This is a genomic window from Pseudomonas sp. SWRI154 (genome assembly GCF_014268645.1).
GTDB classification, from domain to species: Bacteria; Pseudomonadota; Gammaproteobacteria; order Pseudomonadales; family Pseudomonadaceae; genus Aquipseudomonas; species Aquipseudomonas marvdashtae.
Window position 1 is genome coordinate 55,198 of record NZ_JABWQW010000001.1, and the last position, 22,209, is coordinate 77,406.

The window sequence follows — 22,209 nt, forward strand, 5'->3', positions numbered from 1 at the left end:
TGGATGCCTGCCTCTTCGCGACTTAGCCCTTCCCTCCTACACCAGGCTCGTCACGCCGAACATGGGCTTGCCAAACGCCCCATTTGCTTTCGAAGTACGCCTGGTTCTTATCCCAGAGGGCCTGATATTCGCCACTGGCGATGAGCTTTTTGAACGAGGCCTGCCCGTAGTGGTGGATAAATGCATCTTCGGCGCAGACTGTCCGATAGCCGGCCGACTGGACGCGTCGACTGTAGTCGTCGTCTTCGAACATCCCGATACCGAATGCCTCATCCAGATACCCCACCTCTTCGAGGATGCTGCGGCGAAAGGCTACGCAAAACATCGCCAGCATCGAGATATCGAACGACTGTCCCTGGTGGGCTTCGGTGTAGCGGTCGGCAAAATTCTGCATCTGTTGGATATCGGTGTAGGAAACCTCGATTTTCGCTTCGTTGCCTACCGCATTCGTGACCGGTCCGACCAGGCCGATACTCGGATCCCTCAAATGCATGATCAGCGGGTCCAGCCAGCCGCCAGGCACTACCGTGTCGTTGTTGAGCAGCAGCAGGATGTCACCGTCGGCTTCGCGCAAACCCTGGTTGTTTGCCGCGGCGAAGCCCCGGTTGTCCGGGTTGAGGATGATCTTCGCGGTCGGTACTTCCTGGCGTAGGCGTTCAAGATAGTCACCCGTGCCGTCGTCCGAGCCATTGTCGACAACAATCAGTTGGTAATCGGGCCAGGTGGTGTTACGCAGAATGCTGTTGACACACTGAATGGTCAGATTGAGGTTGTTGTACGTCACGAGCACGATGGAGACTTTTTCGTACAGCCCGACGATAGCAAGTTGCAGGCTGTTGAATCGATCCTTCCAATCATTGGCCCGGGCGAGTTCCACGCGGCGCTTGTAGAGCGCCAGGTCGCGCTCGGCCAAGGCTCGCTCGATCTGCTCGATGAACTCATCGACCCCGGTGGCGAAGTACAGCAAGTCTTTATAGATGCTCATTTCTGCCAGCGGCGTGGAGATCACCGGCTTGCCCGCGCTCATGTACTCGTAGAATTTCACCGGATCGACCGCATGCGTCACGTTGTAGAGCCTGAAGGGGATCAGGCAGGCATCGAAGTGATCCAGGTAAAGCGGCATCTGCGAGTACGGCTTGCGACCCAACAACTGAACATTGGGCTTGTGCTCCAGGCCCGCCATATCGTCGACGAAAACATCCCCCACCAGGATGAAATTCCATTCCGGCCGCCGGTCCGCCATGGCCGCCAGCAAGGGATAATCGAGCCATTGCGCCAGGGCGCCGTAGTAGCCAATCACCGGGCCGGCAAACTCGCCCAGTAAATCATTGGTGAAACAGTGCTGACGGAAAAAAGCGAAATCCACCGCGTTTCGGACCAGCACGCAGCGTCGGTTATGGCCGCACCATTTCTGGTGAAGCAACGCGGCGGAAACGGTCACCAGATCCGCTTGGACAACCAGGTTCTTTTCTTCACCCAGCAGTTGCTCGCCGATGTTCGGAAACCCATCCCAGTCATCCATGCAGTCATAGTGAATGCGCCAGCCATACCTGGCGCGCAGGCTGAGTGCCACGGGGCTCCAATAAGCGATATGCACCACCGAAAGCGCGGTTCTGATCTGCAGATCGGCGGTCAACGCCGCCATGGCACGCAACAAGGCTTGATGATTTTCAGGCGTGACTATTTTTTCGTAATACGCCTCCTGCAAATCGCGCTGCAGTGCCACTTCGTAAATATTGGGCGCCACCGGTGTCAATCGATAGAGCTGCCCCTGTTCCGGCACTTCGCAGGGAACGATATAGAACACCCGATAGCCATTGCTCGCAAACTGGCTCATCAACTGCTGCGGTCGCTGGAAGCGTGCCGCCCAATCGATGTTGGCGAAGCAGAGAATATCCAGGCGGCCTTTTGTGCTGAAATCAGCTTCCACCTCGACGTTCGGCAATGGCTCCGGTGCTGCCGGGTAGACGATTGCAGTGGTTGTTTCGGGAAATTCCTCGGTGGCGGCGAACCCATAACGCAGCACCCGGAAAAGCGACCGCAGTGGCCGGGTAAAACGCCACGAACGGGTCTTTTGCAGGAAGTCGACTTTCGCCAAGGCGATGTCGCGCTCGTTGATGGCCGCGTCTCGTTGAGCCAAGGCGGCGTCGCGGTCGATCAGCGGGCTATCAGGCTTAAGCACGTGGATACTCATGCAGCGCAGTGCCGTCGCCCGGCGGCCACAAGGAACTGACAGAACCCGGTCGATAAAACGTCGCAGTCAGGCTGCGTCGGGAAGAATGACAGCCGTGGACCACGGGCGTGACGGCATGCCAGGAATTATCCGAGCGCACCAGGATCGCCGAATTGCCCACCAGCGGCTCGATCTCCGCCGCCACGGCGGTGGGATCGTTGCGGTGCAGGATGTTCAGGCAACCGCCGTCGTTGCGGTCCCAGGACTCATTGAAATAGAGGATATGGGTGACCAGCTTATCGGGCAGGTCCGGATGCGCTCCCAAATTCGCGCCGGGGCCGTAATGAAAGACGTTGACCTCCATCGGCACGCGACGCAGATCGATTCCGGTCAGCTCCGACATGGCCTCGCGATAGCCGGCTGAGCCAAGGTCCTGCGCCAGCCTCAACCATGCCTCGCTCAGTTCCTGCGCAAAAGCGATGGTATTGGTGCCCATGCCCAGCAAGGCGCGAGCCTCGTAGTCATAGTTTTTCTCGCCGCCATAACCACTCACCGTCTTGAAGTGATCATGGGGAAAGGACGCCGCCAGCGCGGCGGCATCCTCGGTCGAGTACAGGTTGCCGATTTCAGCCCATGCGAATGGATGAGTCCTTAGGGCCGCTGGCGTGAGACGCGAAAGATCTAGCATTGTCTGTTCTTGATCGCTGTGAGGTTTCTGATACCACGGGCGATGGAACGCAGTGGTGCGGTCATTCGGAATGAATGGGAGTTCTGCAGCTCAAGCATCCTGGCATCACTGAGGGCCAGTTGGTGGCTGAGCTGGACGATCCGTTGCTGCTGGGCGAGGTTTTGTGCAGGTTCGATGACGTCCAGCTTCGGCACAACGGGGCTTGCCGGACACTCCGCAGGCGATGGTTCAAGCCCCTCGGCCGCCGCCTCGAGCAGATTGGGCAGATGTTGCAGAAAAGCCCCTAACACTGGCTGGGACGCCGTTTTACCTCGGCGAACGATCGCCGCGACTCGGTCCCAATGCTCGACCAACTGATCCGCCGCCGCACGCGCCGCGGGCGATGGGTGGGTCTTGCCCACGCGGGCGAGGAACCATTGCGGATCGACCGTCGCCACGTCCGGCAACGCATGGAGTGTGTCGAACCCGGCCAGCGCGGTGTACTTGCCAGTGGTCAGGTCCGCCGAGCAAAACACCGGGACGCCAAACGCCAGGGCGGTGATCGCCAAGTGGTAGCTGTGGCCGATCACCGCTTGGGCCTGGCTGATGATTTGCGCCATCAGCAACGGTTCCGGCCAGAACGACAAGGTGACAGCCCCAGGCAAGCGCGCGGCAATCACCGACGGATCGTCACCCAGGACGGGGCCAATCGGCATCACCAGGAATTGATAGCCCTGGAACGCCTCGGCATGGTCTTCGAACAGTTTTACAAAGGATTCCACCACATGGATGGCGTGGATCACGATGTAGGGCCCGGTCAACCCGGCGTGCTCGCGCAGGCGAATGAACTCGGCCGACGGCTGCTGCTCATCGATCAGGCATGGCAAGCCAAACGCGGTATCGGGCAGCACTTCGATTTCGGCCTGTCGGGCAAGCGCGCCGAGGGCATCGCGCGACAGTGCGTCACGGACGCGCACGTGCTGGCTTTGCTCAAGGGCCATTTTCAACAACGGCCTGGCCCAGTCGGGAATTGCGTTGCAATGCATCCCCGGGGCGTTCCACATGAGTGGGATTGCGTGCTGCAGCGCGATGAGCGCAGGGGTTAGCCAATAACCGGTAGGGTGATGGATCTCGTCGGTTGTCGGACCATAGCCGTGGGCAACGACTTTATCGAATCGGATCAGGAAGCCGCCGCCGATCAAGACCCCATCCAGGCTGGGCGCTACGTGGGGCAGCTCCGTCAACGAGGTGACCGCATAGGGCCATTGCGGCCGGGTTTTCCGGTGATAGGAAAACCGATGCAGATTGACCGGGCCCAAGCGTCGGGTCAGCTCCGCCTCGGCGATGATCGGAAACAGCAGATCGCCGTAGTTTTCTACGTCGAAGGTGCCAAATATGGCGACCTGCCACGTGCGTTCGTCCCGCTGTTGCGTCAAAAGCCTCGCTCCTTGAGTCCCGCAGGCCTTGGGCAGCGACTCGACCGGTGGTAGATCGATCCTCTGCAACCCCAGGTCAACCATGCCCAAGAAGTTCCTCTGGTTGGGCAACATATCGAACGACAAGGGCGCGACCTGCTTCTCGATCAGCTGCGAGGTATCTTCCGTCGCCCCGTGCAACAGCTTGAGCGTGACATGATAGCGGCCCTGCGCGAGGTTGGCCGGGAAGCGCACCGTAATGGCCGTACGCCGCCAGCCGTTTTCGACGTGCCCCGGTTGCAGTGCGAAATTGCCCCCGCCAATCACCAGCAGCCTCGCCTCCTGAATGGTGAAGCTGATATTGGGCTGCGTGATCGACTCATGCAGCACCGCCTCGACGTGAATCTCGATGTTGTCGCCATACAGGTAGCTGGAGCATAGCTGCTGGGTGTTGGTGAAGCAGGCAGCGCTGATGTGCCCTTCTTCAGTCCCAAAGGCAATGCCCTCCTGCCCGCCCATGAATGACTTGCGCGTAACCGGGATGACCCCGCCGCTGGCCCAGCGACGTTGCTCGTCACGCATGTCGAGCAAGTGCAGCTCGGCCATTTCATCGGGCGAGCCGCTGGCAACGACCCGGCCTGCGCGCAGGTAGATGACTCGGTGGCAGAAGCGCTTGACCATGCTCATGTCATGGGAGACGAACAGCAGTGTCGTGCCTTTGGCAGCCAACTCTTCGAGCCGATTCAGGCATTTGAATTGAAAGGATGCGTCACCGACGGAAAGGGCCTCGTCGACGATCAGGATTTCGGGTTCCACACAGACCGAAACAGCGAAGGCCAGTCGTACCAGCATGCCGCTGGAATAGATTTTGGTGGGCTGGTCGATGAAATCGCCGATATTGGCGAAGGCGATGATGTCATCGAAGCGAGCGTCGATTTCCGAGCGACTCAAGCCCAGCACCGCCGCGTTCACATAGACGTTTTCCCGGCCGGTGAACTCCGGATTGAAGCCAGACCCCAGTTCGAGCAACGCGGCAATCCGACCATTGCCCTGGACACTGCCCCGGGTCGGCATCAACGTCCCGCAGATCAGTTGCAACAAAGTGGATTTACCGCTGCCGTTACGGCCGATGATACCGACGGTCTCTCCCCTTGCGATGGTTAGAGAGACATCGTCCAAGGCCCAGAACTCGCGATAGAAACGCTTCCTGCCGCGCACCAGCATCTGCAATAGACGGTCCTTGGGCGCATCATAAATCTGATAACACTTGCTCAGGTTTTCGGCACGGATGGCCACTTCAAACGACATCGGCAAAACCCTTCCATGAATCACGGCCATTATTGCGGCGCTACTCAGTCCTTCGCTGGGCACTGCGGATGAGTTAAGCACAGATGGGGAAAAAAACGTCGAATGAACCTGCACGTGGTCTACCCTCCAATGAGGACGCGACACAGGGAGCATCCGAATATTGCCTTAAGGATCAAGCACCAATGCAGTCGTTCAGCACGACCCCCACCGCCATGATCAGGAGTGTCCTGGTCAATCGAATCCTGATCTACGTATTGATCCGCAGAGAAGTCATCGGGCGCTACAAGGGGTCGATGCTCGGCGTCTTGTGGTCGTTCTTCACTCCGGTTTTCATGTTGGTGGTCTACACATTCGTGTTCAGCGTCGTCTTCAAGGCCCGCTGGTCGGGCGGCAGTGAATCCAAGAGCGAATTCGCCCTGGTGCTGTTCGCGGGCCTGTTGGTCTTCAACCTGTTTTCCGAATGCGTGAGCCGTGCGCCGGGCCTGGTGCTGGCCAATACCAACTACGTCAAGAAGATCGTGTTCCCGCTGGAAACCCTGCCCCTGGTGTCGCTCGGCACAGCGCTGTTCCACATGGCTGTCAGTGTCCTGGCCTGGCTAATCTTCTATATCGTCCTGTTCGGAACGCCACCGGTAACGGCCCTTCTATTGCCACTGGTGCTTTTCCCCTTGGTGCTGATGACGCTGGGTCTCTCCTGGTTTCTCGCCTCGATCAGCGTCTACCTGCGTGATATCGGCCAGTTCATCGGCATCATCATCACGGCGATGCTGTTTCTCTCGCCGATTTTCTATCCACTTTCGATACTTCCCCAAAGCTATCAGGCCGCCTTGCAGGCAAATCCCCTGACGCTGCCGGTGGAAATGGTTCGCGATGTACTGTTCTGGGGCAGGCCACCGCAATGGGAGCACCTGGCGACGTATTCGGCTGTCTCGGTGCTGATTGCCTGCTCCGGGTTTGCCTGGTTCCAGAGGACACGCAAAGGCTTTGCCGACGTCATATGAGTGGCTTAGCCGAGGGGCCGTGTTCAGCAACCGTAAAGGACAAGATAACCGCATGGACCAGATCAACCGTCTTGTTGATTGCATTGACGAACTGACTCGCTCGACACAATCCAGAACCCTTGAAACCTTGCAATTGGTCAAGGAAATCGAGAGTCGAGATCGGCTGATCAAACAACTGGACCTGAGTTCAAAAGCGCTTCGCACGCGCCTGTCACTTCAGGAAGGCAAGACCGGGCGGCTGCGCGAGCAACTGCGGGTGGCCGAACAGCGCCTCAAGGACGCCGAAGCATTACTCCAGGCAAGAGAAAGCGAGGCCGTCACACTTTCTGATCGGGCGGAGGATCTGAGTGCCCAACTGACGGCGAATCAGGCTGAGCTGTTCAAGCTTTCCGACTGGGGCAACGCCATTGAACGCGCACCGCTGCGGTATTCGATACGCAAGCAGCTGTATAAATTATCGCGCTGGGTCTACGCCTGGTTGCCCCTCCCCGCACAGCAAAAAAGCCAACTGGCGCGTCGGCTTCGAAGCTGGTTGAAACCCGGCAAGGCCACGCCAGGCGAATCAGCGGCAGCCGCTGGTTTCCTCCCGCTGCAACCGCCCGTAAACCTTGCCGTGCCATCCACCCTCGGGCAGCCCGTGATCCTGATGTTCGGTGTAATTGACTGGCATTTTCGTATCCAGCGTCCACAGAACCTGGCCAAGGAGTTGGCCCGAGCCGGACAAACGACTTTTTATATCTCGAACAACTTCATCGACGACGATGCTCCTGGCTTCGAAGCAAAGCCGCTGGAGGGCTCCAACCGACTGTTCCAGATCCGTTTCAAGGTGCTTGGTGCACCGGCCATCTATCATGCCCCGCCGTCAGCGGCGGCGATTCGCCAGTTGTGCGAAGGCCTGGCCATGCTCCTGCGATCAGCGAGCGTCGAAGCCGTGGATTGCATCGTCCAGCACGCCTACTGGTTCCCGCTGGCAAGGCGTGTCCCCAACTCCACGCTGGTCTATGACTGCATGGATCATCACGCAGGCTTCGGCAACGTTGCCCAGGAATTGCTCGACCTTGAGATTGCCTTGATGCGCAGGGCCGATCTGCTGGTAGCGACCTCCGACTGGATCGAACAACACGGCAAGCGGGAAAACCGCAATGTAGAGGTGATCCGCAACGCCTGCGAATTCAGTTTCTTCAGCCGACGCCCCGACAAGGTCTACCGGCCCGATGGCAACAGGAAGATCATCGGCTACTACGGCGTCATAGCCGAATGGTTCGATCTGGACCTGGTCAAGCGGGTCGCCCAATCCTTCCCGCAGCACCTGATACTGTTGATCGGCAGTGATATCGTCCAGGCGAAAAAACACTTCAAGGCCTACCCGAACGTGGTTCTGGAGGGCGAAGTCCCGTATGCCTCCCTGCCCTATTACCTTCACGCCATGGACGTTTGCCTGCTTCCATTCAAAGTCATGCCTTTGACCCTCGCCACCAACCCGGTCAAGGTCTATGAATACCTGAGCGCGGGAAAACCGGTGGTGTCAGTGAAGCTGCCGGAGTTGAGCCAGTTCGGCAAACTGGTCTGGGCGGTTGAAGAGCCGACTGAGTTCATCTCGGCCCTACGCGGCGTCCTCGGCGCATTGCCAGAGGCCAGCGCTACGCTGGAGGCTCGTCAATCGTTCGCCCGGGGCCAGACCTGGCAGCATCGGGCCGCCAGCCTGCGCGAGGCCATCGCGACATTGCCCCAGCCCAAGGTCAGCGTCGTGGTGTTGACCTACAACAATCTCGAAATGACCAAGGCCTGCCTCGACAGCCTGCTGACCCAGAGCCAGTACCCGAACCTTGAAATCATCGTCGTCGACAATCATTCCAGCGACCAGACTCCAGCCTTTCTCACTGACTGGGCCGACGGACATCCAGACCGGATCGTGATCCTCAACCCGGACAATAAAGGATTCGCCGCCGGCAACAACCTGGGCCTCGCAGCGGCCAGCGGCGATTACCTGGTGATCCTGAACAACGACACGGTCGTCACCGCCGGTTGGGTCAAGGGCTTGATCCGCCACCTGCGGGATCATAAGGAGATCGGCATCATCGGCCCGATCACCAACAACATCGGCAATGAGGCCAAAGTGAGCACCCGCTATGGCCGCATGGAAGACATGCCCGCCGAAGCCGCGCAGATGACCCGCGCCCGCATGGGCGAGTGGTTCGAGATCAACACCCTGGCGTTCTTCTGCGTGATGCTCCCGCGCTCGACCTACGAACAAATCGGTGGCCTGTGCGAAGAGTACGGCCTGGGGTTCTTCGAGGATGACGATTACTGCCGGCGGGTGCAGCGTCTTGGCATGCGCGCGGCCTGTGCCGAAGACGTCTTCATTCACCACCACCTGTCCGCCTCGTTCAACACTTTGGGGGCCCGAAAAAAACAGGCACTTTTCGAAAAAAACCGGGCGATCTACGAAAGCAAATGGGGACTGTGGGTCCCGCACACGTACCGTGACGCATAAGCCCCCTTTTGCAACCGAGATGATATTTTGCCCAGATTCAGCCTGAAATACGCAGTGGTGTTGTCGGTGTTACTGGCGAGTGCGGTGGTCGGCGCGTACGGTTTTTCGACGCTCGAGCTGGCGTCCTTGAACAGCAGCACCCGGACGATATTGCTGGCATTGGCGGGCCTGGCCGCCCTCACCGTTCTCACGCGCAAGCCACCGGTCATTCTTTGCCTGGGGTTGCTGGCGTGCCTGTCCATCGCCTGCGGGCAGACATGGCCTGTGATCGTCGTCGCCGTGTTCGCACTGTCTGCCACCGTACTCGGCAGGTGGATGCTCAGGCAACCAGTCTCGGCCGACTGGAGCGTCCATCTACTGGTGGGCGCCGGTACGTTCGGTACGCTGGCAGGCCTGGCAGCGTACCTGCCGATCAACTACCCCTGGCTGTATGGCACGCTGCTGTCGTTGCCGCTTTTGTTGGGGCACAGACAGGTCAGCTCGATAGGTCGTGAACTGCTGAGGCACATCCAGGCCACCCGCTCAGCGCAAACACCCTTGCAGACCGGGCTCGACGTCCTGATCTGCAGCTTCGCCTGCCTTTATGTGCTGGTAGCCTTCATGCCGGAGGTTGGGCATGACGCGCTGGCCATGCATCTCTTCGTCCCCTCACACTTGGCCCAGCGGCATCAGTGGTCGTTCGATGCAAGCAACTATGTGTGGGCCGTCATGCCCATGCTGGCCGACTGGATCTACAGCATCGTCTATATGCTGGCCGGCGAAACGGCAGCGCGCCTGAGCAACAGCGCCTTCACCTTGCTGCTGGCGTGGCAGGTCCGCAACGTGACCCTTTGGGCCGGGGGCTCTGCGACAAGTGCCCGCTGGGCAAGCCTGATTTTTCTATCGACACCCCTCGCCTTCGCCGAAAGCAGCAGCCTGCACGTAGAGTCAGCGTGGACCGCGTTCATGCTGGCCGCAACCCTGGCGATCCTCAAGGTTTCAAGCTTCACGCCGGATCCCAGTGAGCGCCTGTCGCAACTGCTCCTGGCCGGCGTCCTGCTCGGCTTCGCCATGGCGACCAAAGCCGTGACCCTGAGCGTCCTGCCGGTCCTGCTGGCGATTCTCCTGTTGCAGTACAGAGCCTGGGCGATCCAAGGGCTCGGCAAGACGCTCCTGCTCGGCAGCGCCGGCTTGCTATTGGCCGGTGCCACCCCGTACGTCTCTGCCGGGTACTTGACCGGTAACCCGGTGTTCCCGTTTTTCAATGCCATTTTCCACTCGCCGCTCTGGCCGAACATCAATTTCGAACCGCCGGCCGCGTTCGGTACCGGGATGACCTGGGACACCCTTTATCGGATGGTCTTCAATTCGCCCCAGTTCATTGAGGGGCGAGTCGGCGCGGCCGGCTTTCAGTGGCTGTTGCTGCCCACGTCTGCCGTCGCCGTGCTGTTGAGCGGCAATAAAAAAGCCTTGGGCATTCTCCTGGTCGGCGTCGGTGCGATGTTCGTGACGTTTCACTCAACGGCGTATCTGCGTTATGTCTTTCCCTCCTTCGCGCTCTTTTCAGTGATCCTGGCCCTGCCCTTTTCCGATGCCAGGATCTTCCCACGCAACCTCGCCATCGCCGCCGGGGCCTTGTTGATCCTGACCAATACCCGTTTCATTCAGGCCGCGACTTACTATGGCGACATCAACCCTTCGGCACTGTTGAGCCAGGCAGGTCGGGAGGCCTATCTGCTGGAACGCCTGCCCGTCCGAAAGATGGTCGACACGGTCAACGCCTTGAACCGCGGCTATCAGCCCGTGGCGGTCTTTGCGTCGCCGTTGATGGCGGGTTTACACGGCGATGCCCTTTACGCATCGTGGTACAACCTGAAGTGGAAAAACCAGTTCGATGGAGCGCGCACACCCGCGGCGCTGACCCAGCGCCTGCGCCAGCGCCAGGTGAACTGGCTGCTGATCGACCTCAAATCCCTTCCCCAGGCGCCACTCGAGCGGCTGCTCGCTGTGTCCACGTCGTATGCCAGATTGGACGACCTGGACCTGCGCAAACTCGATGTCACCCGTTACGAACTTCTGCTCAACCCGGAATTATCCAGCCTCGAGGGCTGGAGCCTGACGTCCCCCTCGTCCTATGACGCATCGCGCAAGATCCTCACCGTCAACGTCAAGACACCGGCCACACAACGGGTCGAAGTCACACCGGGACTCAGCTATATCAACAGCGTGTCCGCACGCTGCGCAGCGACACCTACTGTCGGCAGAGTCCAAGCCAATTGGATGGACGACCAAGGCGAATTCATTACTGCCAGCATCGAAACGTTTGACTGCACCACGCAATGGGAGACCCATGAGATGAACGTCGTTGCCCCTGCCAATGCCACGTCCGTGATCATTTATGCGTCCGGTCATACCGACACTCCGGTGGCGTTCAGGTCACTTTCATTCCGGTAATAGCGGGCGATATCGATGAACTCAAAAACAGCGCTTTTCACGGACGAACAACGCGTCGCCGTCGTCATCCCCAGCTACCGGGTCACCGCACACATCGCGGGCGTCATAGACGCCATCGGGTCGGAGGTATGGCGAATCTACGTCATCGACGATGCCTGCCCGGACGGTTCGGGCGGGCACGTCCAGGCCTGCTGTAACGATCACCGGGTCAAGGTGCTGCCCCATGACGTCAACAAAGGCGTGGGCGGTGCGGTCATGACCGGCTATCGCGCGGCCCTCGCCGACGGTGCGAGCATCATCGTCAAAATCGATGGGGACGGTCAGATGGACCCGACCCTGATCCCGCTGTTCATCGAGCCGATCCTGGCGGGAGAAGCCGACTACACCAAGGGCAATCGGTTTTTCAACCTGGAAGAAGTCCAATCGATGCCGCGGCTGCGCCTGTTGGGCAACGCCGTGTTGTCGCTGATGGCCAAGCTTTCGACGGGTTATTGGGATCTGTTCGACCCCACCAACGGCTACACGGCGATTCACCGTGACGTCGCCAGGCTGCTGCCCCTGGACAAGGTCAGCCAGCGCTATTTTTTCGAGACCGACATTCTGTTCCGCCTGAACACCGTGCGCGCCGTGGTGGTGGATATTCCGATGGAAGCCCGCTACGGCGACGAAGTCAGTCACCTCAAGATCTCGAAAATCATCGGTGAATTCCTGTTCAAGCACCTGCGAAATTTCACCAAGCGCGTGCTCTACAACTACTACTTGCGCGATATGTCCCTGGCGTCGATCGAATTACCGATCGGGATCCTCATGTTTTTGTTCGGCATCATCTTCGGCAGTTATCACTGGTATGAGTCGGCGCAGCAGGGCATCGCGACGCCAGCCGGAACCGTGATGCTCAGCGCGCTGCCCATGCTCATGGGGTTGCAACTGATCATGGCGTTCCTCGGTTACGACATCGCCTCGGTGCCCAGCAGGCCACGACAATCCAGGCGTGGCAAGGCAACGTCATTGCGGGAAGAAAACTCATTAAAACGCTGAGAGATTTTTTATCGGACCCGTCGCTCAAGGCATTCGATGTCGATGGCAGCGAACGCTTCGAACTTCACGGCAAAGTGCTTGAACGCAAGCGCATGCTCCGGGAAGTCTTCGTAGAGTTCCACCACGCGTTTCGTCGCCTGGCAGACCGCTGTTTCGAGGTCGAGGGCCTTGAGGTGGAATTGGGGGCGGGCATTGCGCCCATGCGTAATTCGTACCCTGAAGTATTGGCCACCGACATTGTCGCCACCGAACAACTGGACATGGCGCTCAATGCCGAGGCGATGAGCCTGGCCGATCATTCGGTCAGGGCCTTTTATGGCCAGAACTGCTTTCACCACTTCCCTCACCCCGAGCAGTTTTTCACGGAGTTGCAAAGAACGCTCAAGATCGGCGGAGGCGCCATTTTGATCGAGCCTTATCACGGCCCGTTTGCCGCTTTTCTCTATAAGCGCCTGTTCAAGTCCGAAGGCTTCGACATGCACTTTCCTTCCTGGGAAACACCGTCGAGCGGCCCCATGAACGGCGCCAACCAGGCCCTTAGCTACATCGTCTTCGTGCGCGACAGGCAAGCATTCGAGCGCAAGTACCCAAGCCTGCAAATCGTCCACCAAGAAGTGTGTGGCAATTATCCGCGCTACCTGGTTTCCGGCGGCCTGAACTTTCGCCAGCTGTTACCTGACGCGCTGATCCCCGTGCTCAAAGTCGTTGAAAAAATGCTCTATCCGTTGCGGCGGGTGTTGGCGCTGCATCACATCGTGGTCATCAGGAGGATCTCTTGACCTTTATCCGGTACGGCGCCGTCCAGGTCGTAGCCTATGCGTTGGACATGGGGACGTTTTTGCTGTTGATCGCATTGTTCGAGGACCAACCCGTCCTGGCCAACATCGCCGCCAAAGGTGCCGCCGGGGTGTTTGCGTTCTTTGTGCATCGGCACTTCACCTTCCAGTCAATCCATGGCAGCAGCAAGGCGCAAGCGGTGCGCTATTTCTCGTTACTCGCCATCAATATCCCGATCGCTTCGGCGCTGTTCAGCCTTGGACTGTATTTCGTCGACAACCCTGTCCCGATTAAATTTTCCTGCGACGTGGTCTGCGTGGCCCTGACCTACTGGATCAGCAAGTTGTTCGTGTTTCATGCCGATACGCAGCCGCCGCTTCCCGCCGACCGCGTCGAAGGCGCATGACGATGAAGCTACTGATTACCGGCGCGACAGGCTACATCGGACAGCGCTTGTCAGCCCTCGCGGTGGCAAGCGGACACGAGGCCATTTGCGCCACGCGCCAGCCGTGCCCCGCTCCCTATGCCTGGCTTGCCTATGATTTGCGGGGCCCGGCTCCGAACTGCCCGGAGGGCGTCCAGGCATTGATTCATCTGGCGGCTGATACATCGACAAGTACCGACATTGGCGAAGACGAAGAAGTCGAGGCGGCCCAGGCGCTGATCCGTTGCGCCCAACAAGGCTCGGCCAGGTTCATTTTCATTTCCAGTCAAACCGCCGAAGCCACCGCATCGAGCGTTTATGGCCGGACAAAATGGCGCATCGAACAACACGTGCTGGCCGCCGGAGGCGCTGTGATTCGTCCCGGCCAAGTGTATGGCGGCCCCGAACGTGGGCTCTTTGGACTGCTCTCAGGGCTGGTTCGCCGAAGCCCGTTCATTCCGATTCTGTTGCCCGCGCCTCGCGTGCAACCCATCCACGTCGACGACCTCGCCGCCTCGATCCTGGCCGTCGTCGAGGGAGACGACGTGCCTGCCGAGGTCCTCCATCTCGGCGCCGTGCAGCCGGTTGCCTTCGGCCACTTCCTGAGGTTGATTGCGGTACACCGGGTCCGAGCCCCGCGCCTGCCGATCCCCGTGCCGGTGGCCTTGCTCAGGCTGTTGCGCCGATTACTCGGGCAGTCCTTGAGCGGGAAACTGGGCCTGGAGCGGATTTTTTCCCTCATTCACTTGCCGCCCATGGACAGCGAGCGCTCGCTGCGCACACTCGGTATCCAACTGCGCCCCCTTGCCCACGGCATGCACCGCTCCGGACACGGACAACGACGAGGACTGGTCCAGGAAGCCACGGTTCTCTTGCACTACCTGCTCAAACACCCGCCGCAAAAAAGCCTGGTCAGGCGCTACGCCAGGGCGTTGGAACGTGCGGCTAAAACCCGCCCCATCATCCACTCTCGCTTGCTGATGGGCTGGCCGATACTCCTCGCGCTCCTGGACAACCCCGGCGTCCTGCAAAAGCCCGACGGCCAGGAGCTGGCCTGGCGCCTGCAGGTTGCACTGGCAATCGCCGAAGCCAGCCCCCAAGGCGCCCAGGTCTTTCTAGGCTCCCAACAACGGCGCAGCCTGATCGTCACGCTGGTTGCGTTGGGACTCACCTCGGTCAAGGCGCTGGCGTGGGAGCTTGCGGCGCTGGCGTGCCGTCCCTTTGCCCGCCGGCTGTTGCTTGAACGTGAAGCCCACTGTGAAGCCTGAATTCGATGTGATCATTGTCGGCAGCGGCCCGGCCGGGACGTCAGCCGCCTATCCGCTGGTCAAGGCTGGCCTGCGAGTGCTCATGGTCGATGCCCAGGCCGGTGCCGGTTCGGCGATGCTGCCAACCCGCTCTTTTCTCCACGCCAGGGCCAACGACGAGCATCAATGGAAATGGATGATCGGCGAAAACTTCCACGCATTGAACCGACTGGACGCGTTATCGCCCAAGTTGAAGACGCCGACCCACGCCCACGTCTTCGAGGGGTTCAGCGCCGGCAATCGCATCGCGACCGACAACTTTATCGGCATCGGCTCATTGGCAACCGGAGGCCTGTCCAATGCCTGGGGCTGCGGTGTGGCAGCGCTCGGCGCCAGCGATTTTGCCGGGCTGCCCATTGATTATTCCGAGATGCTGGCGTCCTACGAAACGGTCGCTCGCCGGATCGGGATCAGTGGCCGGACCGACGACGACCTCTCAAGCTATTTCGGCCTCGATCAGTGGTCGCAGCCACCCCTGCCGCTGGACACCCTGCATCAACGCCTGCTCGATGACTACTCCCGGCGCCGACCTTTGTTTCCCGAGCTGGGATTTCGCCTTGGCCGCTCCCGGGTCGCCGTCTTGAGCCAGCCTCTGGACGAGCGCAAGGCGTGTGACCTGTCCGGGACCTGCTTGTGGGGCTGCCACAACCAGGCCTTGTACAGCGCGTCGCAAGAGTTGCAAAGGCTCAAGCAATACCCCGGATTCCGGCACGTGCAGGATTTTCTGGTGGACGACCTGCTAAACCAGGACGGTGCATGGACAATCACTGACCGGCGCTCGGCCCGGCGCTTCGGCGGTACGCGATTGTTGCTGGCGGCGGGCACCCTGGCCTCGACCCGGATCGCCCTCAAGCGCCTGAACCATTTGGCCCCGATACCGCTGTTGTCAGCGCCCACGGCGGCCTTCCTGCTGTGGTTGCCGAAAATGCTCGGAAGCCCTCGGGCGCCGACATTTGGCCTGGGCCAGCTGTCGTTCGCTCTTGCGCTGACGTCCAGTGCCACGGCGTTCGGTTCGACGTTCAGTACCACCGGCTTGCCAATGAGCGAGTTTGTCAGCCGGATTCCCCTGGGCAAACGCTACAGCATCGAACTGCTGAAAAACCTGCTCAGCGCCTGTGTGGTCGGGAATATCTTCCTTCCCGGCCAGCTGTCGAACAACACAGCGACCTTGCGCCCGGACGGCTGGTTGAGCATCAACGGCGATGTGCATTCCGAGCTCCCCGCCCTCATGAAGGTAGCCGAGGCAAAGCTGCGCCGGATCTATTGGAAGATGGGCGCGTTGTTGATGCCCATGAGCTTCACCGTCGGCAGGCCAGGAGCGGATATCCATTACGCAGGCACCCTGCCCATGCACTCGGCGCCCAGGATCGGCCAGACCGATTGCCTTGGCGAAGTGGTGGGCCTTCGTGGTGTGCATATCGTCGACGGAGCCTGCCTGCCCAGCCTTACCGAGAAATCCCACACGCTGACCCTCATGGCCAACGCGGACCGAATAGCACGCTCACTCGCATTAACGATAGGGAATCGAAAAGCATGACTCCAAAGGTACTCTGCATCGTCGGTACGCGCCCGGAGGCCATCAAGATGGCCCCGGTAATCAAGGCGCTCCAGGCTGAAAAGAATATCAATTGCCGGGTGCTCGTCACCGCCCAGCACCGAGGCCTGCTGGACCAGATACTTCAGGGATTCGCCATCACCGCCGACCTGGACCTGGACACCATGCGCCCGAACCAGTCATTGGCAGCACTGACCTCACGCCTGCTGCTCGGACTTGACGGCGTGCTCCAATCGGAAAAACCGGATGTCGTATTGGCTCAAGGCGACACGACCACGGTCATGAGTGCCGCATTGGCGTGTTTTTACCTGCAAATTCCCTTTGGCCATGTCGAAGCAGGCCTGCGTACCGGGGACCTGCGCAATCCGTTCCCCGAAGAAGCCAACCGGGTGATAACCGGCAAGCTGACCCGCTGGCATTTCGCGCCCACCCAGCGCGCCGTCGACAACCTGTTGCGCGAAGGTGTCGCCGCCAGCGATATCGCCCTGACCGGCAATACCGTGATCGATGCTTTGCTGATGACCGCGGCCCAGGACTCAGCGTTGGCTATCCCACTGGACCCCGGCAAACGCCTGGTGCTGGTGACCTCCCATCGCCGGGAAAACTTCGGTGAACCGTTGCAGAATATCTGCCAGGCTCTCAAGCGCCTGGCCGAGCGGAACCCGGGCGTCCAGATTCTCTATCCGGTCCATCCCAATCCGAACGTCAAGGATATCGCCCACAGATTGCTCGGCCAGACTCGCAACATCATCCTCTGCGCACCGCTGGACTACGCACCTTTTATCGCCGCAATGAAGCGTTCGTACCTGATCATCAGCGACTCGGGGGGCGTGCAGGAAGAGGCCCCGGCCTTGGGCAAACCCGTGCTGGTGCTGCGCGAAGCAACCGAACGTCCGGAGGCGGTCGACCTCGGCGTGGTCAAGCTGGTCGGCGCCAGCCGGGACATCATCGTCGAACAGGCGCAGCGCCTGCTCGATGACCCACAGGCTTATCAGGCCATGGCACGCGGAGTCTCCCCCTATGGCGATGGCAAGGCCGCAGCGCGCATCGTCGATGTGCTCAGGCAGTACTTCCAGGCATGCGCATGATCTATCTGTCCCCGGTGCCATGGGCGAGCTTCAGCCAGCGTCCCCATCATTTCGTCGACTGGTATCACCACCAGACCGGGGCCTCGGTACTGTGGATCGATCCGTACCCGACGCGCTTACCCACATTGAACGACTTCAGGCTCAAGCCGCCCGTGGCCGACCCGCCAAACGTCAGCATTCCCCCCTGGTTGCAGGTCTGCAAACCTTGGAGCTTACCCATCGAGCCCATCCCTGGCACGGCGATGATGCTCAAGTGGCTGTGGCGCAACGTGTTCAAAACGGTCGCGGCATTTTCTGCGGCAGGGCCCAGCATGATCTGCGTGGGAAAACCTTCCGAACTGGCCTTGCAACTGCTAGCGCGGTTTCCGCAAAGCCATGCCCTCTACGATGCCATGGATGATTTCCCGGCCTTTTATCAGGGCCTGCCACGCCGGTCCATGGAACGTCGCCAGGCTCAGCTCATGCGTCGGGCATCCCAAGTACTGGCATCCTCAACGCCCCTTCGCGACAAATTGCTGGGGATGACCGGACACGTGGAACTGGCCCTCAATGCTTGTGACATTGACCAACTGGCGCCGGTCGAAAGCCTGGACCTGGGTGCCAAACACCAGGTACTCGGTTACGTCGGCACGCTGGGTCGCTGGTTCGACTGGGACCTGGTCATCGCCCTGGCGCAGGCCAATCCGGGAAACCGCATCCAGCTGATCGGGCCCCTCGCCACGCCGGCGCCTTGCGTACTGCCTGCCAACATCGGGCTGCTCCCCGAGTGCTCCTACGCTGATGCAATTACAGCCATGGCAACCTTTTCGGTGGGATTGATCCCGTTCAAGCTCAACCGCCTGACCGCCTCGGTCGATCCGATCAAATACTACGAGTACCGCGCCCTCGGCCTGCCCGTCATCTCCACCCGCTTTGGTGAAATGGCCCTGCGAGACCGGGAACCGGGCGTCTGGATCGTGGATGAAGGTACTGATCTGCATAACACCGTCGTTGCAGCGCTCGCCAGCCAAAGCGACCAGCCGACTGTCCAGCAATTTCGTGAAACGCATCTTTGGGCTCAGCGTTTTTCGACCATTAGCCTCATGCCTGCCGAACTGGAAAAACCAGAAGCGTGGTAAATCACCCGGCAACCGCAAACCCGCGCTGCAAGTCCTCGATCAACACCTCGACATCCTCCAGCCCCACATGCAGTCGCACCACGGGGTTCAACGCCCGATCATCGGCGCTTTGCCGATCCTCGGTATCGGCAACGGTCACCAGGCTTTCGAACCCGCCCCAGGAGGCCCCCAAGCCAAACACCTGCAGCGCATCGATGAATCGCTGCAGGTAAGCGTCGTCGTTTTCGCGCAACTCAAAGGACAGCAACCCGTTGCTGCCCTTGAAATCCCGCCGCCATAGCCGATGCCCGGGATGCTCGGGCAGTGCTGGATGGAAGACTCGTTTCACCTGCGGTTGCGCCTGTAGCCAACGGGCGATTTCCAATGCCTGGCGCTCATGCGTCTCCAGGCGTTGCACGAGGGTGCGTGCGCCGCGCAGGACCAGATAGGCGTCGTCGGGACTCACCGTGTTGCCGAACGTGTCGCTCATGGCCGCCAGCGCCGGCCAAGCTTCCTGCCGTGTGCTCACGCTGCCCATGACCACGTCGCTGTGGCCGCTCAAGTACTTGGTCAGGGCCATGATCGAGATGTCCGCGCCCAATGTCAGTGGGCGGTACAGCACCGCCGAACCCCAGGTATTGTCCACTGCGAGCAGGATGCCGCGCGGATTGCAAAGCGCGGCGATGGCCGGCAAGTCGCAGAGTTCGTACAGCAATGAGCCGGGCACTTCGGTGTAGACCATCTTGGTGTTGGCTTGCAGCCGTCCAGCCAGGTCGCTGCCGTCGGGGGCGAAGTAACCGACTTCAATGCCGAAGGCTTCGAGAAAATCCCTGGCCACACGGCGTACCGGTGCATACACCGCATCGGTGATCAGTAGATGATCTCCAGGCCGCAGGTAAGCCAGGAAAGTTTGCGCCACGGCAGCCAACCCGGTGCCGAACAGCCGGGTGCGGTAGCCGCCCTCCAACTCAGTGACGAGGTCTTCCAAGGCGAAGGCGGTCGGATTACCCCGCGCGCCATAGGTCAGGACGCGCTCGCTATCGCGCCGGGAGCGAGCGTCACGCATCTGTGCCAAGTTGTCGAACAGCACCGTACTCAGGCGACTGACCGGGACATTGATAGCCCTTGCACCCGCGCCCTTCTCGGTACGCGCGCCATGGACCAGACGGGTGCGGAGCCGGTCGCCGGCAGCGCTTTGCGGCTGTCCTTGCAGAGGCTTGAGGCTGGCGATTTCTTCTGCGCTCATGTGTGCCAGCAGGCCGATTTCCCAAGCCAGGTACTGGCGCGCCGCGTCCTTGTTTCCAGCGTGGCGGTCGTGAGTGAAAAACAGGAAATCGATGCACTGTTCATCTGGCAAGGTGTCAGCGCCTTCGCGCAGCGCAAGGCCCGCCGAACGCCACGCATCAGGACCACCCTCCAGCAAATGGACTTCAGCCTGGGGCAGCTCCAGCGCCGCGAGGGCCGCAAGGCGCGGATCATCGGCCACCAACACCAGCGGCCGCCGTTCATCGGCCAACGCATGGGCCAATAACGGCCGGATCGACCAACGCGCCCCGGCAATATGACCTTGGCGATACGCCCTGCTCGAACGCAAGTCAATCACTGCCACCGCGTCGTCCTTCAGCGCATCAGCGAGGGACTGCACGGTGATCGACGGCAGCTTTTCAGGCGTGACGACAGCGAGCGCCGGCAGTGCCAGGCCACTGCTCAACCCACCCGACAATACAAAGGCCTCATGCCCCAGTTGCCGCAGCCAACTGGCGACGATCGGTGCGCGTACGCCGTCGTTGTCGAACAGCACCACCCGCGCCTGGCGCACGCCCACGTACAGATCGGTGGATTGAATCAACTGACCGCCTGGCGCGTGTTGCGCGCCCGACAACGTGCCGGCGGCAAACTCCTCGGGGGTGCGCACGTCGCAGAGGAACAGACTGCGCCCGGCATCCGCTGCCCACTGCTCGACCCGGGCAGCATCGACGGCCGGCGCGCCGGCCCGCTTGGCCAGTTGGGCCGCCGCCACGCGCTGCGCCGGTAAGGTATCGGCTGACACCTCATCGGCGTACCGGCGCTCGCTGCCGTGCTCCAGTTGAAAATCTTCCAGGTCCCAGCCTTGGGTACCGTTTTCCAAGGCATAGATCGGGTTTTTCAAGCCCAGGTCGATCAACGTCTGGGCGCCGATGATGCTGCGGGTCCGGCCGGCGCAGTTGATCACGATGGGGGTCTGCTCGTCTGGCACCAGGTCGTGCACGCGGTAACCCAGTTCGCCATTCGGACAGCAGATCGAACCGGGAATGGTCATTTTGCGATACTCCTCCAACGGCCGGCCGTCGAGTATCACCAGCGATTCGCCCCGGGCTTGCCACTGCGCCAGCTGACGGGCGCTGACGTGCGGCGTGTGCCGGACCGCTTCCACCTGCTCGCCAAAAGCCTTGGACGGCACGTGCACGCCGGCAAACAGTTGATACCCGGCGGCCTGCCAGGCGTCGGCGCCCCCCTCCAGGATGTGTACGTGGGCATACCCTAGCGCTGCCAGGCGCCGGGCCGCACGGTCAGCCAGATCGCCGCCGTCCTGATCGTAAATCACCAGTCGCACCTGAAGATTCGGCGCCAGCCGCCGCGCGTCCAGTTCCAGACGGCTATAGGGTAGGTTCACCCCGAAAAACAAATGGGCTTCGCCATACTGGCCGTGCTCGCGCACATCAAACAGGGCAATTTCCTGCCCGTCGAACAACCACTGTTGCAGGTGCTGTGGAGTTAGGGTCTGGCTCATGGGGATCCCGCTGGAAAAATGAATGACAGGAACACGAGGTGCCGTCAGTGGGCATAGGCCTTGATCGACGGCGCCATTTGCGAGGCGTTGTAATTGAGGATCCGCCCGTCAGCCTCGACGCCGTAACGGCCGTTGAGCGATTCCAGCGGCAAGCCGTAGAGGTGGAAATGCAGGGTCGGTTGCTCGCCTGCGACCCGGATGCCATGCAGGTCTTCACCGAGGAAGGCGATGGAGGTGCCGGGCTGCACGATCACCTCTTTTTCCAGGTGCAAGGTGGTGTAGCCCGGTTCGCGACCTTCGTCGTTGCGCTTGTAGACGTAGTTGATTTCCTGGCCTTCGACGGCACTGATGATCGCCCAGGTTTCGTGGTTGTGGGGGATGGTGCTTTTGCCCGGCAACAGCGAGTTCAGGTACAGCGTCGGGGTGTCGCCGTCATCGTTGAGGCGATAGCGAAACGCGGTGCTGCCCTGCCCCGGCACCGGCGCGGGGAAGGCTTCGAAGTTGAACAGGTCGCGACGCTCGGCCAGGGCTTCGAGCAGGCCGACGATTTCCGTCAGCGCAGCGCGGTCAACCCCGCGCCGGTGGATGACGCGGACTTTTTGCAGGAAGGCTTCGATGACATCGGGACGGCTAAACACGCTCATGGGGCAGGCTCCATTTCA

General features: G+C 60.6%; 15 protein-coding genes and 1 pseudogene. 10 read left to right on the forward strand and 6 right to left on the reverse strand.

Annotated features, from left to right (window positions below; all coding sequences use genetic code 11):
• Positions 1 to 22 precede the first annotated feature (22 nt).
• From HU806_RS00255 to HU806_RS26405, 4 genes and pseudogenes are all read right to left on the reverse strand, one after another.
• Entirely contained in the window at positions 23 to 2,182 is a 2,160-nt protein-coding gene (locus HU806_RS00255) for a glycosyltransferase (RefSeq protein ID WP_186608903.1), read from the reverse strand.
• Positions 2,175 to 2,861 (reverse strand): 2OG-Fe(II) oxygenase, encoded by a 687-nt coding sequence (locus HU806_RS00260; RefSeq protein ID WP_186608905.1) that lies wholly within the window; start codon positions 2,859 to 2,861, stop codon positions 2,175 to 2,177. Before HU806_RS00260 ends, HU806_RS00255 begins: the two co-directional genes overlap by 8 nt.
• Positions 2,855 to 4,360, reverse strand: a complete 1,506-nt coding sequence (locus tag HU806_RS26400; RefSeq protein ID WP_238350095.1) for a polysaccharide pyruvyl transferase family protein — start codon at positions 4,358 to 4,360, stop codon at positions 2,855 to 2,857. The genes HU806_RS00260 and HU806_RS26400 overlap by 7 nt, the downstream gene beginning before the upstream one ends.
• A pseudogene (locus HU806_RS26405) lies at positions 4,340 to 5,563 on the reverse strand (ABC transporter ATP-binding protein); the annotation flags it as partial. The gene HU806_RS26400 and the pseudogene HU806_RS26405, both read right to left, overlap by 21 nt.
• A gap of 182 nt (positions 5,564 to 5,745) precedes the next feature.
• Here HU806_RS26405 and HU806_RS00270 point away from each other — a divergent pair.
• From HU806_RS00270 to HU806_RS00315, 10 genes are all read left to right on the forward strand, one after another.
• On the forward strand, positions 5,746 to 6,564 hold the full coding sequence (locus tag HU806_RS00270; RefSeq protein WP_186608914.1) for an ABC transporter permease: 819 nt from the start codon (positions 5,746 to 5,748) through the stop codon (positions 6,562 to 6,564).
• A gap of 52 nt (positions 6,565 to 6,616) precedes the next feature.
• The gene (locus HU806_RS00275) at positions 6,617 to 9,058 is read left to right on the forward strand and encodes a glycosyltransferase (protein ID WP_186608916.1); all 2,442 of its coding nucleotides are present in this window, start codon (positions 6,617 to 6,619) and stop codon (positions 9,056 to 9,058) included.
• A 27-nt stretch (positions 9,059 to 9,085) separates the two neighbouring features.
• Positions 9,086 to 11,491 (forward strand): phospholipid carrier-dependent glycosyltransferase, encoded by a 2,406-nt coding sequence (locus HU806_RS00280; protein ID WP_189672330.1) that lies wholly within the window; start codon positions 9,086 to 9,088, stop codon positions 11,489 to 11,491.
• A 15-nt stretch (positions 11,492 to 11,506) separates the two neighbouring features.
• Entirely contained in the window at positions 11,507 to 12,529 is a 1,023-nt protein-coding gene (locus HU806_RS00285; RefSeq protein ID WP_186608918.1) for a glycosyltransferase family 2 protein, read from the forward strand.
• 200 nt (positions 12,530 to 12,729) lie between these two features.
• A complete protein-coding gene (locus HU806_RS00290) occupies positions 12,730 to 13,308 on the forward strand; it encodes a class I SAM-dependent methyltransferase (RefSeq protein WP_238350082.1) in 579 nt (192 codons plus the stop codon).
• Positions 13,305 to 13,712, forward strand: a complete 408-nt coding sequence (locus tag HU806_RS00295; RefSeq protein WP_186608921.1) for a GtrA family protein — start codon at positions 13,305 to 13,307, stop codon at positions 13,710 to 13,712. Before HU806_RS00290 ends, HU806_RS00295 begins: the two co-directional genes overlap by 4 nt.
• A 2-nt stretch (positions 13,713 to 13,714) precedes the next feature.
• Positions 13,715 to 14,998, forward strand: coding sequence for an NAD-dependent epimerase/dehydratase family protein (locus HU806_RS00300; RefSeq protein WP_186608929.1), 1,284 nt, complete (start codon positions 13,715 to 13,717; stop codon positions 14,996 to 14,998).
• Positions 14,988 to 16,574, forward strand: a complete 1,587-nt coding sequence (locus HU806_RS00305) for an FAD-dependent oxidoreductase (RefSeq protein WP_186608931.1) — start codon at positions 14,988 to 14,990, stop codon at positions 16,572 to 16,574. Before HU806_RS00300 ends, HU806_RS00305 begins: the two co-directional genes overlap by 11 nt.
• The gene (wecB, locus tag HU806_RS00310) at positions 16,571 to 17,680 is read left to right on the forward strand and encodes a non-hydrolyzing UDP-N-acetylglucosamine 2-epimerase (protein ID WP_186608933.1); all 1,110 of its coding nucleotides are present in this window, start codon (positions 16,571 to 16,573) and stop codon (positions 17,678 to 17,680) included. The genes HU806_RS00305 and wecB overlap by 4 nt, the downstream gene beginning before the upstream one ends.
• Positions 17,677 to 18,798 carry a glycosyltransferase family protein gene (locus tag HU806_RS00315; protein WP_238350083.1) on the forward strand — a complete coding sequence of 374 codons (1,122 nt, stop codon included), beginning with the start codon at positions 17,677 to 17,679 and terminating at the stop codon, positions 18,796 to 18,798. The genes wecB and HU806_RS00315 overlap by 4 nt, the downstream gene beginning before the upstream one ends.
• A gap of 1 nt (position 18,799) precedes the next feature.
• On the opposite strand, the gene metC is transcribed toward HU806_RS00315, so the two are convergent.
• Complete coding sequence (metC, locus tag HU806_RS00320) at positions 18,800 to 21,547, reverse strand: cystathionine beta-lyase (RefSeq protein WP_186608937.1); 2,748 nt, start codon at positions 21,545 to 21,547, stop codon at positions 18,800 to 18,802.
• 44 nt (positions 21,548 to 21,591) lie between these two features.
• A complete protein-coding gene (locus HU806_RS00325; RefSeq protein WP_186608939.1) occupies positions 21,592 to 22,191 on the reverse strand; it encodes a cysteine dioxygenase family protein in 600 nt (199 codons plus the stop codon).
• Positions 22,192 to 22,209: the final 18 nt, after the last annotated feature.

Excerpts from the sequence above, each read along its gene's own strand:
- HU806_RS00270 (WP_186608914.1), top strand. The coding sequence starts at position 5,746 with ATGCAGTCGTTCAGCACGACCCCCACCGCCATGATCAGGAGTGTCCTG.
- HU806_RS00290 (WP_238350082.1), top strand. The coding sequence starts at position 12,730 with ATGCGTAATTCGTACCCTGAAGTATTGGCCACCGACATTGTCGCCACC.
- HU806_RS00300 (WP_186608929.1), top strand. The coding sequence starts at position 13,715 with ATGAAGCTACTGATTACCGGCGCGACAGGCTACATCGGACAGCGCTTG.
- HU806_RS00260 (WP_186608905.1), bottom strand. The coding sequence starts at position 2,861 with ATGCTAGATCTTTCGCGTCTCACGCCAGCGGCCCTAAGGACTCATCCA.
- HU806_RS26400 (WP_238350095.1), bottom strand. The coding sequence starts at position 4,360 with ATGGTTGACCTGGGGTTGCAGAGGATCGATCTACCACCGGTCGAGTCG.
- HU806_RS00315 (WP_238350083.1), top strand. The coding sequence starts at position 17,677 with ATGATCTATCTGTCCCCGGTGCCATGGGCGAGCTTCAGCCAGCGTCCC.
- wecB (WP_186608933.1), top strand. The coding sequence starts at position 16,571 with ATGACTCCAAAGGTACTCTGCATCGTCGGTACGCGCCCGGAGGCCATC.
- metC (WP_186608937.1), bottom strand. The coding sequence starts at position 21,547 with ATGAGCCAGACCCTAACTCCACAGCACCTGCAACAGTGGTTGTTCGAC.
- HU806_RS00275 (WP_186608916.1), top strand. The coding sequence starts at position 6,617 with ATGGACCAGATCAACCGTCTTGTTGATTGCATTGACGAACTGACTCGC.
- HU806_RS00325 (WP_186608939.1), bottom strand. The coding sequence starts at position 22,191 with ATGAGCGTGTTTAGCCGTCCCGATGTCATCGAAGCCTTCCTGCAAAAA.
- HU806_RS00285 (WP_186608918.1), top strand. The coding sequence starts at position 11,507 with ATGAACTCAAAAACAGCGCTTTTCACGGACGAACAACGCGTCGCCGTC.